Origin of the sequence: Marinobacter sp. R17 (assembly GCF_003789045.1) — a bacterium.
Taxonomy (GTDB): domain Bacteria; phylum Pseudomonadota; class Gammaproteobacteria; order Pseudomonadales; family Oleiphilaceae; genus Marinobacter_A; species Marinobacter_A mangrovi.
This window is the reverse complement of sequence record NZ_RHGZ01000031.1, coordinates 45405-59975: the sequence shown is the minus strand read 5'-3', so window position 1 is coordinate 59975 and position 14571 is coordinate 45405. Positions and strand designations below refer to the sequence as shown.

Below are 14571 nucleotides of genomic sequence, written 5' to 3'. Positions count from 1 at the left end.
CGTGCTGGAGGGGATGAACAATAAAATCAAGGTGATCAAGCGGATGGCGTACGGCTACCGGGATAACGACTACTTCTTCCTGAAAATCAAAGCCGCTTTTCCCGGTAAAGTGCGATGAACCTTTTTTATGCCCGCATTTCTCCGGATCCCTCCAGCAGGCGTGTCCTGCGCCGAATTATCCCCTTTTCTCTGACGGGATCCCGATCGACTACGCTTTCGGATGACCCGCCGTTTGGAACCGTCCATCGACGTCCTGTCTCAATTTGCTGTTGAAACATCCGTCGAAAATGGTTTAAATCGTCCTCAAGTTTCGCTTAATAAAACTGCATTCCATAGAAAAGCGTTTGAACACGTATAAGGAGAACGCTATGTCAGAGGTCGTCACCTATCAACGCGAAGGCGCCGTCGGCGTCATCACCGTGAATTACCCACCGGTTAACGCCCTCGGTCATGCCGTGCGCTCCGGTCTGCTGGCTGCGCTAGAACAGGGGCAGCAAGATGCCGAAGCCAAGGCGCTCCTGCTGGTCTGCGAAGGCCGGACTTTTATTGCCGGCGCCGACATCCGCGAGTTTGGCAAGCCGATGCAGGAACCGGGACTGCCTTCAGTAGTCGAGACCTTTGAAAGCTCCGACAAGCCGATCATTGCGGCCATCCACGGCACCGCGCTGGGCGGCGGGCTGGAAATGGCGCTGGGCTGTCATTACCGGGTCGCGCTGGACAGCGCCAAGGTGGGGCTGCCGGAAGTGAAGCTGGGCCTGCTGCCGGGTGCCGGCGGTACCCAGCGCCTGCCGCGTCTGGCCGGTGCCCAGGTCTCCCTGGACATGATCACCACCGGTAACTTTGCCTCCGCTGCCGAGGCGCTGCAAAACGGCATCGTTGATGCCGTCGAGTCGGGCAGCGACGTGAAGGCCGTTGGTCTGGCGTTTGCGCAGAAGGTTATTGATGAAGGCAAGCCGGTGCGTCGGGTTCGCGACCTGAACGACAAGGTCGAGGCCGAGAAGGGCAGCGACATTTTCGATCAGTATCGCGCCGGCCTTCAGAAGAAAGCCCGCGGCCTCTTCTCTCCGTTCAAGTGTGTGGATGCGGTGGAAGCCGCGTTCCAGCTGCCGTTCGCCGATGGCATGAAGCGCGAGCGCGAGCTGTTTATGGAATGCATGGAGTCGCCGCAGCGCGCCGGTCTGGTGCATGCCTTCTTCGCCGAACGTGAAGTCTCCAAGGTGCCGGGTCTGGCCAAGGACACCCCGGTACGCGACGTGAACAGCGTGGGTATTATCGGCGCTGGCACCATGGGTGGCGGCATTGCCATGAACTTTGCCAACGTCGGCATCCCGGTGCGCCTGCTGGAAGTGAAGCAGGAAGCCCTGGACAAGGGCCTGGCCATCATCCGCCGCAACTACGAAAACACCGCCAGGAAAGGCCGCATCACCCAGGCCCAGGTGGAAGAGCGCATGGCGCTGATCCAGCCTACCCTGAGCTACGACGATTTCGCCGACGTGGACCTGGTGATCGAAGCCGTGTTCGAGAACATGGGCGTAAAGAAAGACATCTTCGGCACGCTGGACAAGGTCTGCAAGCCGGGCGCGATCCTGGCGTCCAACACCTCCACCCTGGACATCGACGAGATTGCCTCCGCCACCAGCCGTCCGCAGGACGTGGTGGGTATGCACTTCTTCAGCCCGGCCAACGTCATGAAGCTGCTGGAAAACGTCTGCGGCAGCCAGACGGCGGACGACGTGAAGGCGACCGTCATGGCGGTGGCCAAGCGCATCAAGAAAGTCGGTGTGCTGGTGGGCAACTGCTACGGCTTCGTCGGCAACCGCATGCTGCACCAGCGCGGCGCCGAAGCTACCAAACTGGTCAACGAAGGCGCGTCCCCGCAGCAGGTGGACAAGGTGCTGACCGACCTGGGCTTCCCCATGGGTCAGTTCGCCATGTCCGACCTGGCTGGCATCGACGTGGGCTACCGCATCCGTGAAGAACGCCGCAAGGCGGGCGAAGACGTTCCGGCAAGCTGGATGGACAAGCTGGCGGAAGAAGGCCGACTGGGCCAGAAAACCCAGGCCGGTGTCTACCTGTACGAAGAAGGCAGCCGCAAGCCGGTGGTGGATCCGAAGGTCGACGCGCTGATCGCCGAGTTCCGCAAGGAGCAGGGCATCGAGCCGCGCGAGATCGGCGACCAGGAAATCCTCGAGCGCTGCATGTACGTGATGATCAACGAAGGCGCCAAGATCCTGGAGGAGGGCATCGCCGCCCGCGCCCTGGATGTGGATATCGTCTGGATCTACGGCTACGGCTTCCCGGCCTACCGCGGCGGCCCGATGTTCTGGGCCGACCAGGTGGGCGTGAAGGAAATCTACGACACGGTCAAACGCTTCCACGACACCCTCGGTGGCGACCAGTGGAAGCCGGCCGCTCTGCTGGAGCGCCTGGCCAGCGAAGGCAAGACCTTCGGCAGCCTCTGATTCCCCAGGCCAACAACGACAACGCGCTATCCCCCGGGGTAGCGCGTTTCACGCTAATAACCAGAAAACGCTTCCCAGGAGGCTCTCATGTCAGATGCCGTTATCGTCTCCACCGCCCGCACCGGTCTGGGTAAATCCTACCGGGGTGCCCTGAACAACACCCACAGCGTCGACCTGGCCGGTCACGTGATCCAGCACGCGGTCCAGCGCGCCGGGATTGATCCCGCCATCGTCGAGGATGTGATCCTGGGCGCGACCTTCCATGAAGGCGCCCAGGGCAAGAACATGGCCCGCCTGGCAGCCATCCGTGCCGGTCTGCCGGTCACCACCGCCGGCCTGTCCATCAACCGCTTCTGCAGCTCCGGCCTGCAGTCCATCGCGCTGGCGTCCCAGCGGGTGCTGTCCGAGAAGGTCCCGGCCATGGTCGCCGGCGGCGTCGAGTCCATCAGCCTGGTGCAGAACGACAAGATCAACCAGTTCCACGCCACCAACGAATGGCTGATGCAGAACAAGCCGGAACTGTACCTGTCCATGATCGAAACCGCCGACATCGTGGCCCAGCGCTATGGCGTCAGCCGTGAAGCGCAGGACGAGTATTCCCTGATCAGTCAGCAGCGCACCGCGGCCGCGCAGGAAGCCGGTAAGTTCGACGATGAGATCGTCCCTTACGACGCCACCATGCTGGTGAAGGACAAGGAGACCGGCGAGGTCAGCGAAAAGCAGGTCACGCTCACCAGGGACGAGTGCAACCGTCCCAACACCACGTTGGAAGGTCTGGCGGGCCTGAACCCGGTACGCGGTGACGACCAGTTCGTGACCGCCGGCAACGCCAGCCAGCTGTCCGACGGCGCGTCGGCGTGTCTGGTCATGGACAGCACCTACGCCGAGAAGAACAACATCGAACCGATGGGCATCTTCCGCGGCTTCGCCGTTGCCGGCTGCGAGCCGGATGAAATGGGCATCGGTCCGGTCTTCGCGATACCGCGTCTGCTGGATCGCACCGGCCTGACCATGGACGACATCGACCTGTGGGAACTGAACGAAGCGTTCGCATCCCAGGTGGTGTACTGCCGTGATCGCCTGGGCATCCCGATGGAGAAACTGAACGTCAACGGCGGCTCCATCTCGATCGGCCATCCGTACGGCGTGACGGGCTCCCGTCTGACCGGCCACGCGCTGATTGAAGGCAAGCGCCGCGGCGCCAGGTATGTGGTGGTCACCATGTGCATCGGTGGCGGCCAGGGGGCAGCCGGGTTGTTTGAGGTCGTTTGAGACCTGAGTAAGCAGAAGGGTTAAGGTGCCTGACGACGTCGCGGTGATGGCCGTTGCGGGCGCCGATGGCGCCTCAGAAGCTGAAGCATCTGCGACATGCTCGAGTGGGCGGCCCAATGTAGCCGACGCTTCAGCTTCGGAGCAGCCCGAGAGGGCTGCTGTTCATACCCCGAGCGCCCAGGTGAAAACGACACAAGAAATCCACGTCTTTGCAGCAAAACCAAAAACAACAGGTCAACGCCATGCAGCAGCACATCATCAACCCCCACGATCTCGCCTTCCAACTGTTTGAACTGCATCAGACGGAAGACGTCCTCCAATACGACCGTTACGCCGATCACAGTCGCGACACCCTCGAAGCGGCGCTGGATCTGGCGCTGAAAGTGGCCGCGGAAGAATTCGCGCCCCACGCCCGTCTGGTGGATGAGGAAGAGCCCACCTTCGAGAACGGCCGGGTCGAGATGCGTCCGGAAGTGAAGAAGGCGCTGGACGTGCTGCGCGAGACCGGTTTGATGGCCGCGGGCCAGGACTACGAACTGGGCGGTATGCAGCTGCCCGCTACTGTGGCGCAGATGTGCGTGGGCCTGCTCAAGGGGGCCAATGTCGGCACCCAGGGCTACGCCGGCCTGACCATTGCCGCCGCCAACCTGATCCTGGCGCACGGCAGCGAGGAACAAAAGGAACGCTACGCCCGTCCTATGCTGGCGGGGCGCTTCTTCGGCACCATGTGCCTGACCGAACCCCATGCCGGCTCGTCACTGGGCGACCTGAAAACCCGGGCCGAGCCGGCCGGTGACGGCAGCTATCGCCTGAAAGGCAACAAGATCTTCATCTCCGCCGGCGACCACGAGCTGAGCGAGAACATCGTGCACATGGTGCTGGGCCGTCTGCCGGACGCGCCGGCGGGCGTTAAGGGCATTTCCCTGTTCCTGGTACCCAAGTTCCTGGTGAACGAGGACGGCTCTCTGGGCGAGCGCAACGATGTGGCGCTGGCCGGATTGATCCACAAGATGGGCTATCGTGGCACCACGTCCACCATGCTCAACTTCGGCGAAAAAGACGGCGCCGTCGGTTACCTGGTGGGCGAACCCCACAAAGGGCTGGCCGCCATGTTCCACATGATGAACGAGGCGCGTATTGGCGTCGGCCTGGGCGCGGTCATGCTCGGCTATACCGGTTACCTGCACGCGCTGGATTACGCCCGCGATCGCAAGCAGGGTCGCCCCATGGGTGAGAAGGACCCGAACACCGGCCAGGTGCCATTGACCCGGCACGCCGATATCCGTCGTATGCTTCTGACCCAGAAAGCCTACGTCGAGGGCGGCCTGTCCCTGTGTCTGGAGGGGGCGCGACTGGTCGATGAAAAGAAATTTGCCGAGAGCGAGGCCAACAGGAAAGAAGCCGCCGGTCTGCTGGATCTGCTGACGCCGCTGATCAAATCCTGGCCGTCACAGTATTGCCTTGAGGCCAACAGCCTGGCGATCCAGGTGCACGGCGGCTATGGCTACACCCGGGAGTACCCGGTGGAGCAGTTCTATCGTGACAACCGGTTGAACCCCATCCACGAGGGTACCCACGGCATCCAGGGCATGGACCTGCTGGGCCGCAAGGTGATGCAGGCGGAGGGGCAACACTACCGGGCATTGCTCAAGCGCATTCGGCGGACGATTGCCGAGGCGCAGGAAGTGCCGTCGCTGGCGGACAACGCGGCGCGACTGAACAAGGCGCTCGCCCAACTGGTCGAGGCCACCGATGCGATCAACGTCGTGCGCGCCACCGGTGCCACCGAGCGCGCGTTGGCCAATGCCTCGCTGTACCTGGAGGCCTTCGGTCATACGGTTGTGGGTTGGCTGTGGCTGAGACAGGCCCAGGCGGCGCTGGCCGGTATCGAGAACGCTGGTCCGCAACCGGAAGCCTTCTACCGCGGCAAGCTGCGGGCCTGTGACTATTTTGCCCGATACGAACTGCCGCGGGTCGGCTCACTGGCCGGACTGTTGGCTGAGGTGGATACGACCGCCCTGGACATGGCGGAATCGGAGTTTTAACAGTTGACGTCGGGGCCTGACGCCGCGTTTACGCCCCCCCAAGTTAGCGGGGCGCGAATGGTCACCCTGGCCGGAGGAAGCACAAGGACGTGCTGGTCGGAATAGCGGCCAGGGACGGCCGTCTATTCCAGCGTAGGCCAGGGTGACCATTGGTGTCCCTGGCACGGACTGGAAGTCAGGGACGACATGGCAAAGTAATCAGGCGAAAACAACAAAGGAGATCGGACGAATGACACGTGAAGCAAAAGCCGTGATCTGCCGGGAATGGGGCCAGCCCATTACCGTCGAGACCATCCAGGTCGCACCACCCAAGCGCAACGAAATCACCATCAAGGTCGCCGCCTGTGGCGTCTGCCACAGTGATCTGTCCGCCACTACCGGCAAGATCCAGTATCCGCCACCCCTGGTGCTCGGCCACGAGGCCGCCGGTGTGGTCATCGAAGTGGGTGAGGGCGTGTCCGACTTCAAGGAAGGCGACCACGTCGTCAGCTCCTTCATCTCCATGTGCGGCAAGTGCCGCCAGTGCGTCCGGGGCCGCCCGGTACTGTGTGAAAATGCCCGCAAGGCCATGTTCACCCTGCCCGATGGAACGGTGCGCACCACCGACGCCGACGGCAACGACCTCAATGTGTTCGGCGCCTGCGGCGTGATGGCGGAATACGCCACGCTGCATGTGGACAACGCGGTCAAGATCGAAGAGGGCGTGCCCCTGCAGAACGCGGCGCTTGTGGGCTGCGCCGTGATGACCGGTGTCGGTGCCGTGTTCAACACCGCCAAGCTGGAACCCGGCTCGCGGGCCGCGGTGTTTGGTATCGGGGGCGTGGGTCTAAATGCGATCCAGGGCTGCGCCACGGCCGGCGCCGAGATGATCGTCGCCGTCGACACCAACGACAAGAAACTGGAAATGGCCAAAGAATTTGGTGCCACCCACACCGTCAACATCAACGAAGTGGACGATGCGGCCAAAGCGGTCAAGAAGCTGACCGGCGGTGTCGACTACGCGTTTGAGTGCGTCGGCGCGGGCGCTGTGGCGGCCCAGGCGTACAAGTGTCTGGGACGGGGCGGCACCGCGGTGGTCGTCGGCGTCGCCGATCCCAGGGACAAGACCGAAATCGGCACCCTGTCGCTGCCGGCGGACGAGCGCACCCTCAAGGGCAGCTGGCTGGGCTCGGCGCGGCCGCAGCACGATTTTCCCCGTATCCTGGCCCTGTACAAGGCCGGTAAGCTCAAACTGGATGAACTGATCACCCAGACCTACCGCATCGACCAGGCGCCCCAGGCGTTCGATGATATGGTGGCTGGCAAGAACGCCCGTGGCGTTATCGTGTTCGACTGAGGTCAACCAAGGAGCGCATCATGAACGATCTGAGCAAGCTTTACATCAACGGCCAGTGGGAAGACTGGACGGGCGACACCCTGGACGTGCACGAAGCGGCCACCGGTGAGGTCATGGCCAAAGTGCCGGCCGCCGGACGGGATGAAATGGAGCGCGCGATCGCCGCCGCCCACGCCGCGTTCGACAGCTGGTCGGAATCCACGCTGGAGCAGCGTACAAAAGTGCTTGAGCAACTGCTGGACGGCCTCAAGGCCCGCGCCGACGAGATCGCCGAGACCGTGAGCCGGGAAGTGGGGATGCCACTCAAGCTGGCCGGCCAGATCCAGGCGGGCATGCCGATCCTGACCACCCAGTCCTACCTGAAACTGCTGCCCGAGTTTGCCTTCAGCGAACGGGTGGGCAATTCCGAGGTGCAATACGCGCCGGTGGGCGTCGTGGGCTGTATCACGCCGTGGAACTACCCGCTGCATCAGGTGATGCTGAAAATCGTCCCGGCGATTGCGGCCGGTTGCACCGTCGTCCTCAAGCCCAGTGAGATCGCGCCAGGCACGGCGTTCATCCTGGCGGACATCCTGGATCAGACCGATCTGCCCAAGGGCGTGTTCAACATGGTCTGCGGCCTGGGCCAGACCGCCGGCGACACCCTGATCAAGCACCCGCAGGTGAACATGGTGTCCTTCACCGGGTCCACCCGCACCGGTCATCTGATCGCCCATGCGGCGGCGGACGACTTTAAGCGGTATGCCCTGGAAATGGGCGGCAAGTCGGCTTCGGTGATCCTTCCGGACGCCGATCTCAAGGCGGCGGTGAAAGGCACGGTCAACAACTGTCTGCTGAACTCCGGCCAGACCTGCACGGCGTTGACCCGCATGCTGGTGCCGGCCAGCCAGCACGATGAGGCCTGCGAGCTGGCGGCGGAAGCCGTGGCGAAAATGACCCCGGGCAATCCGCTGGAAGAGACGACCCGTCTCGGGCCACTGGCTTCCGCCCAGCAGCGCGACAAGGTGTTCGACTACATCCGTCTGGGCCAGGAAGAGGGTGCCACGCTGGTGGCTGGCGGCGCCGGTGCGCCCGATGGACTGGAGCAGGGCTATTTCGCGAAAGCCACTGTGTTTGGCAACGTGAAGCCCGACAGCCGTCTGGCGCAGGAGGAAATCTTCGGCCCGGTGCTGTGTGTGATTCCCTACGCGGATGAAGCGGAGGCGATTCGCATTGCCAACGGCACGGCCTACGGTCTGTCCGGCGCGGTCTGGTCTGGTGATGCGGACAAGGCGAAGAAAATCGCCGGCAAGCTGCGCACCGGTCAGGTGTTCGTCAACGGCGGTGCCTTTAACCCGCAGGCGCCGTTTGGTGGCTTCGGACACTCCGGTGTCGGCCGCGAGTTCGGCAAATGGGGACTGGAAGAGTTCCTGGAGGTCCGTTCTCTCCAGCTCTGATTGGTGGTTTAATAGGTCGCTAATCAAAGTGAGGCCTACCGAGAGGATCAACGACAATGAGCAGTATCTGGACGCGGACCCCAACCGTCGAGGCGATGACCGAAGGCTCAGCCAACACCGCTGTGCGCAGCCTCGGCATTGAATACCTGGAAGTGGGTGATGACTTCATCAAGGCGAAGATGCCGGTGGACGAACGCACCCGTCAGCCATTCGGCATTCTTCATGGCGGTGCGTCCGTGGTCCTCGCGGAAACCCTCGGCAGCATGGCGGCCAACTACTGTTTGCGTAAGCCGGACCAGGTGGCGGTGGGGCTGGAGATCAACGCCAACCACATCCGCTCGGTGGCGTCGGGCTGGGTCTATGGCACAGCCCGTCCTTTCCACATCGGTGGCAGCACTCAGGTGTGGGAGATCCGGATCGAGAACGAAGAGGGCAAGCTGACCTGCGTCTCGCGGATCACCATGGCCGTCATCAACAAGCCCGGCTGATCGCCGTTCTTCGGGGCCTGGAAGGTTCCAGGCTCGCGCTCAGTCTGCCGTGCCGCCCAGCAATATGCGTACGGCGCGGCAGGCGTCTTCCAGCTCGTCCTGCCGCGGCGCCCGACCGCTGATCACGTCACTGTAGAGGCAGGATTCCGCCAGTCGCACCATGAAATAGGACAGGCTCTCCACCTTCATCGATGGTTTGGGCAGGTGGCCTGCGTCGATCTGTTCCCACAGCATGCGGGTATTGGCCTGCACCACCCGATTGTGCAGTGTTGAACTGGCGGACGTGAGAATGCGCAGGGCGTATTCCGGATCCTGGCTGATAAAGCGGCGCAGGGCGGCGTCGTTGAGCAGCACGGAATTGATCCGGTGATAGACACCGGCGATGTAGTCGATGCCTTCCCCAGGCGTCTGTTCCCGGGCCCACTCACGGATGGGCGCGTAAAGGGACCAAAGGATCTCCCCCAGCAGCAGGTTCTTGTTGCCGACCCAGCGGAACAGGGTCGCGCGGCCGATATTCAGTTCTTCCGCCAGTGAGGCCAGATGGATGCGCTCGCCGGCGAGCCACAGCTCCCGGGCGCGATTGAAGGCATCATCGGGCGTGGCCCGGGTGGGGCGCTCGGTAGCGTGTCCGGGGGTCGATCGGAGTGAGTTTGCGTGTCGTGCCACAGTTACCTTTCCTGTCCGGTCGTTTGTTGTTATTGGGTGTCGAGTCATGCACTGCCGGTTCCGTCCGCACTGCGAAACTAACCATATCACGGTTTGGTGGCCACCCAATGCTCTGTCGGCGTTTCGGTGACCGGAATGTGATCTGTAAAGCGCCCGCTGATCGGGCGGTCAATTGATTCAGGGCATCTCCGTTCATGGCTGCCGGGAACTTGACGTGGATCCCACCGTCTTGAACACGTCGGACGGTCAGGTACTCCCCCTGACCGCTTGACCATTGGAGTGTTCTCATTGCTCCCGGATGGCACGCTTCGGAGCCGTTTTATGCGTCTCGGCTACCGGGGAAGTCTCCAGCCCTCTTTTGGCGGGCACGTGCCCTGCCCGCCTTTTTTCCTGCCTTTCTTGTCGTTCCGTTCGTTGATTCTGCTCGCCGCAGCATTAATAATGAAATCTAGTTCCAATAAACAGAATAGTCGAATCATTTTTAACTGGGGTGCCCATGAAGACACGAATTACCGAACTGTTCCGGATCCAACATCCCATCATCCAGGGCGGCATGCACCACGTGGGGTACGCTGAACTGGCGTCGGCGGTCTCCAACGCCGGCGGGCTCGGCATCATTACCGGTCTGACCCAGCCCACGCCGGAGGATCTGGCCCGGGAAATCGCTCGCTGCCACGAGATGACCGACAAGCCGTTCGGCGTGAACCTGACGTTCCTGCCCAGCTTCAAGGCGCCGCCCTATCCGGAATACATCCAGGCGATCATCGAAGGTGGCGTCAAAGCGGTGGAGACCGCCGGCCGCAGCCCGGAGCAGTACATGCCAGCGCTCAAGGACGCGGGCATCAAGGTGATCCACAAGTGTACCTCGGTCCGCCACGCGCTGAAGGCGGAGAAGATCGGCTGTGACGCGGTCAGCGTCGACGGCTTCGAGTGTGGTGGTCATCCCGGTGAAGACGACATCCCCAACTTCATCCTGCTGCCCCGGGCAGCGGAAGAACTGACCATTCCGTTCGTGGCCTCCGGCGGCATGGCGGACGGCCGAAGTCTGGTCGCCGCCATGGCCCTCGGCGCCGAGGGCATGAACATGGGCACGCGCTTTATCGCCACCACGGACGCGCCGGTCCACGAGAACGTGAAGCAGGCCCTGGTCGAAGCGGACGAGCGCCAGACCCGGCTGATCATGCGCGGCCTGCGCAATACCGAGCGGGTCATGAAGAACGCCGCCGTGGACGAAATCGTACGGATCGAAGCCGAGAAGGGCGACGACGTCAGCATCGACGACATCCGCCATCTGGTGACCGGCGTCAAAGGTCGCAAGGTGCTGCAGGAGGGCCAGATGGATGAAGCGGCCTGGAGCTGCGGCATGGTGGCGGGCCTGATCCACGACATCCCCAGCTGCGCCGATCTGCTGGCGCGCATCATGGACGAGGCCGAAACGCTGATCCGCCAGCGGCTCGTCGGCAGCCTGTAAGGAGGTGTGTTATGGCAACACTCGAACCGTTTATTGAAGGTGGCACGTTCTTCGAAGGCCCGCGCTGGCACGACGGTGCCTGGTGGGTGTCGGACTTTTACGCCCACACGGTCAGTCGCATTGGACCGGGCGGCACGATGGACACGGTTCTGGAAGTACCCGGCCAGCCTTCCGGGCTCGGCTGGCTTCCGGATGGGTCGATGCTGGTCGTCTCCATGCTGGACCATCGGGTGTTGCGACGCTGGCCGGATGGGCAGGTCACCACCCATGCGGACCTCAGCGAACTGGCCACGGGTCATGCCAACGACCTGGTGGTGGCACGCGACGGTAGCGCCTGGGTCGGCAACTTCGGCTTTGACCTGATGGACGGGGACGCCATGCAGCCGGCCTGTCTGGCTCGCATCGCACCGGATGGCTCCGTCAGTCGGGCGGCCGATGACCTCTACTTTCCCAACGGCGCGGTCATCACCCCGGACGGCGGCACGTTGATTGTCGGCGAGACGTTCGGCAACGGCATGACCGCGTTTACCATCGCGGCCGATGGCGCACTGACGGACCGGCGCGACTGGGCCCGGTTTGGTCCCAGGCCATCGCCGGGAACCGACCGCGCCGATCTGCTGAAACAGCTGTCGGTCGGCCCGGATGGTTGCTGCCTCGATGCGGAGAATCACCTGTGGATCGCCGACGCCTTCAACCAGCGCTGTATCCGGGTGGCACCGGGCGGCGAGATTGTCGACGAGCTGAAGCCGGCCAACGGGCAGGGCGTGTTTGCTTGCATGCTCGGCGGCGACGATGGCCGCACGCTGCTGGTCTGCGTCGCGCCGGATTCCAGCGCACGCCGGCGCCGGACTGTCCGGGAGGCGACGTTGTGGACCGCCCGGTTGGAGGTGCCCCACGCCGGGCGTCCCTGAATCGTCTGCGATGCTTAGCCGGTCTCGGTCACCAGTTGCAGGTCGGGGCCGGCTGGCCCACGGTCCACGAAGATCTGTTTGGCCAACCCCGCGCCTTTGACGCCCTGGATCGCCAGGGTCGTCACCAGCCCGCCAATCATGGCGCCCACCACACCGCAGGTCAGGACGTCCTGGCCGGTCAGGTAGAGGCCGGGAATTTCGGTTTTCGGCCGTAGCCAGGCCTGATCGAAGCGCTCCGGCGTGTGCTCCAGCCCGTAGATTTCGCCCTGGCCGTAGCGACAGAACCAGTCGGTCGACAGCGGGGTTGAGGTCTCCACGTAGTCGATCTTGCCCCGCAGCTGCGGCAGCTTGTCGTAGAGGTGTTCCAGAATCCGCTCGGTCAGTTGCTGCTTCAGGGCTTCGTATTCCTCACCGCGCTTGCCCCAGGTGGTGTCCTTCCAGGGGGCGAACTGGGCCCAGGTGGTGGGGGCGACAATTTCAATGGTCGCCGTGCCGGGACAGCGGTTCAGGTAATCCGGATCCTTGGCCGACGGGAAGGAAACGTAGACCACCGGGAGCGGCGATTCCGGATCGTCCAGGAACCGTTCCACATTGGCGTCGTGGTGCTCGTCCGGGTAGATCCAGAAGTTGGTCTTGGGCAGGCCCAGTTCCTGCGCCGTTCCCTTCAGGCCGATATAGAGACCCAGGTGGGACATGGACGGCTCAATATGCCGGCGCTGGCGTGGGTAGCGGGTCCCCCTGATCACCTCGGCGGGCAGGAGCGATTCAAACGTGTTGATCACCCCGGCATTGCTGATGATGCGGTCCGCGCGAATCGTGTGGTCATCCGCCAGACGCACCCCGCAGGCGCGACCGTTTTCCACCAGGATCTCCGTCACGTCGGCGTAGGTCATCACCTCACCGCCGCCCGACTGGATCACCGGGATGATGGTTCGGGCCATTTCCGCCGCGCCGCCCACGGGGTAGTAGCCGCCGTGGATGTAGTGCTTGGCAATCAGCGCATGGATCAGGAAGCTGGAGTGCTTCGGCGTTACCCCGCAGTCGCCCCACTGGCCGGTCAACGCGCCAATCAGGGCCTCGTTACGGGTCAGGCCGGAGAGCACCTCGTAGGTGGTCTGGTTAAAGCATTTGGGCAGCACGAACCGCAGGGCCCGGCAGATCACCGGCGAGGCGATGGCCGGCGACAACTTGGACAGGGTGTACCACTGCATGCCGGAGGCCACTTTATCCAGCAGCTTGATGTAGCGATCAATGGCCTTGTTCTCGCCGGGGAAGGCGTCGAGCAGCGACTGGCGGAAACCGTCCTTGCCAGCGCGCAGGTTGACCACCTGACTGCCGAGATAGAAGCGGTCGTAATTGTCGTCCATCGGCGCCCATTTCAGTTGGCCGTCGGTAATCGTATCGAACAGCTTGCGACCCAGCGTATTGGGGCTGCCCATATCGCCGATGTAGTGAACCCCCACATCCCACTCATAACCGTTGCGGCCATAACTGTGGGTGAAGCCGCCGGCGGTGTAATGCTGTTCCAGCACCAGGACTTTCTGGCCGGCTTTGGCCAGCAGCGCAGCGGTGGTCAGCCCGCCGATGCCAGAGCCGATCACAATGGCGTCGTAATGATCGTCGACCCGGGAAGCGCGATAGCGCTTGCCGATGCGGATGGTACTGGGTTTGAGTGCGGAAGCGGTGGTGGTCATGTGGTGCCTCTGGGTATTTATTATACGGCGCAGTTTACGACGAAAGTCGGATTGGGCCCAGCCGTCACGTTTCAAACGGTTACACCGGGATGCCCCGTTTATTGATGGACGTCAATGAAGCGGACGATCGTTGCTCCGGATACTGTCCCGGCGCTGAGAATCGGCGACGGCGTCTGTTATTGTGCGCCGCGCCCCTCCGTGCTCCCCTGGCTGATACAAGGAACCCACCATGCCGCTGGTCGCGTCAAAAGACAGTGATATCGTTTTCCAGAGTTACGGTCGCTGCTGTAACAACCCGATTTTCTTCGTGGACTTCTACGACCGCTTCATGGGCTGTTCCGACGCGATCCGCGATCAGTTTCGCGACACCGACATGAAGCAGCAGCGCCACCTGTTGCGCAACGGCATCATGCAGCTGGTGCTCTATGCCCGCGGCATGTCGGACGCCAAGCTGAAGGCGCTGGGCGAAAGCCATAACCGGCACGGTTACAACATCCGGCCGGAGTGGTACACCCAGTGGGTGGATGCCCTGATCACCACCCTGCGGGATCACGATCCCCAGTTCGACCTGAACGTGGAAGCCGCCTGGCGCCGGGCGATCGCCCCCGGTGTCGAGCTGATTCGCAGTGCTTACTAACTGACCGCGCCGTTGACCCTGCCGGGACACCGGCCGCTCCTGAATCCAGCGGACATAAAAAAGCCCCCGCGGCGGACGGAGCCGGGAGGCGAAGCTTGCTACCCCAATTTTCCTGCGATGCAATCCGGGTGCTTTTTGCGGCCCGGTTGCTTC

The 14571-nt window shown here is 63.0% G+C and carries 12 protein-coding genes; 10 read left to right on the top strand and 2 right to left on the bottom strand.

The features are described 5' to 3' along the window. The 7 genes from EB809_RS18240 to EB809_RS18210 form a co-directional block, all read left to right on the top strand. Positions 1-118, top strand: a 118-nt coding sequence (locus EB809_RS18240; RefSeq protein ID WP_148079186.1) for a transposase, incomplete at its 5' end; no start/stop codon positions are given. A gap of 250 nt (positions 119-368) precedes the next feature. Beyond that, positions 369-2462 carry a 3-hydroxyacyl-CoA dehydrogenase NAD-binding domain-containing protein gene (locus EB809_RS18235; RefSeq protein WP_123636274.1) on the top strand — a complete coding sequence of 698 codons (2094 nt, stop codon included), beginning with the start codon at positions 369-371 and terminating at the stop codon, positions 2460-2462. An 87-nt stretch (positions 2463-2549) separates the two neighbouring features. Then, positions 2550-3734 carry an acetyl-CoA C-acyltransferase gene (locus EB809_RS18230; RefSeq protein ID WP_123636273.1) on the top strand — a complete coding sequence of 395 codons (1185 nt, stop codon included), beginning with the start codon at positions 2550-2552 and terminating at the stop codon, positions 3732-3734. Positions 3735-3976: 242 nt separating this feature from the next. Beyond that, on the top strand, positions 3977-5779 hold the full coding sequence (locus EB809_RS18225; protein WP_123636272.1) for an acyl-CoA dehydrogenase: 1803 nt from the start codon (positions 3977-3979) through the stop codon (positions 5777-5779). Positions 5780-6008: 229 nt separating this feature from the next. Then, positions 6009-7115 (top strand): zinc-binding dehydrogenase, encoded by a 1107-nt coding sequence (locus tag EB809_RS18220; protein ID WP_123636271.1) that lies wholly within the window; start codon positions 6009-6011, stop codon positions 7113-7115. A gap of 20 nt (positions 7116-7135) precedes the next feature. Continuing rightward, the gene (locus EB809_RS18215) at positions 7136-8551 is read left to right on the top strand and encodes an aldehyde dehydrogenase family protein (RefSeq protein WP_123636270.1); all 1416 of its coding nucleotides are present in this window, start codon (positions 7136-7138) and stop codon (positions 8549-8551) included. Positions 8552-8607: 56 nt separating this feature from the next. Further along, positions 8608-9039 (top strand): hotdog fold thioesterase, encoded by a 432-nt coding sequence (locus tag EB809_RS18210; protein WP_190294958.1) that lies wholly within the window; start codon positions 8608-8610, stop codon positions 9037-9039. A 39-nt stretch (positions 9040-9078) separates the two neighbouring features. Here EB809_RS18210 and EB809_RS18205 read toward each other — a convergent pair whose 3' ends face one another. Continuing rightward, on the bottom strand, positions 9079-9705 hold the full coding sequence (locus tag EB809_RS18205) for a QsdR family transcriptional regulator (protein WP_223808030.1): 627 nt from the start codon (positions 9703-9705) through the stop codon (positions 9079-9081). 496 nt (positions 9706-10201) lie between these two features. Here EB809_RS18205 and EB809_RS18200 point away from each other — a divergent pair, with 496 nt between their 5' ends. Further along, positions 10202-11176, top strand: coding sequence for an NAD(P)H-dependent flavin oxidoreductase (locus EB809_RS18200; protein ID WP_123636269.1), 975 nt, complete (start codon positions 10202-10204; stop codon positions 11174-11176). 11 nt (positions 11177-11187) lie between these two features. Further along, positions 11188-12087 (top strand): SMP-30/gluconolactonase/LRE family protein, encoded by a 900-nt coding sequence (locus tag EB809_RS18195; RefSeq protein ID WP_123636268.1) that lies wholly within the window; start codon positions 11188-11190, stop codon positions 12085-12087. Positions 12088-12101: 14 nt separating this feature from the next. Here the strand turns inward: EB809_RS18195 and EB809_RS18190 are convergent, their stop codons facing one another. Further along, positions 12102-13781, bottom strand: coding sequence for a phytoene desaturase family protein (locus EB809_RS18190; protein ID WP_123636267.1), 1680 nt, complete (start codon positions 13779-13781; stop codon positions 12102-12104). 229 nt (positions 13782-14010) lie between these two features. Here EB809_RS18190 and EB809_RS18185 point away from each other — a divergent pair, with 229 nt between their 5' ends. Further along, entirely contained in the window at positions 14011-14418 is a 408-nt protein-coding gene (locus EB809_RS18185) for a globin (RefSeq protein WP_123636266.1), read from the top strand. Positions 14419-14571: the final 153 nt, after the last annotated feature.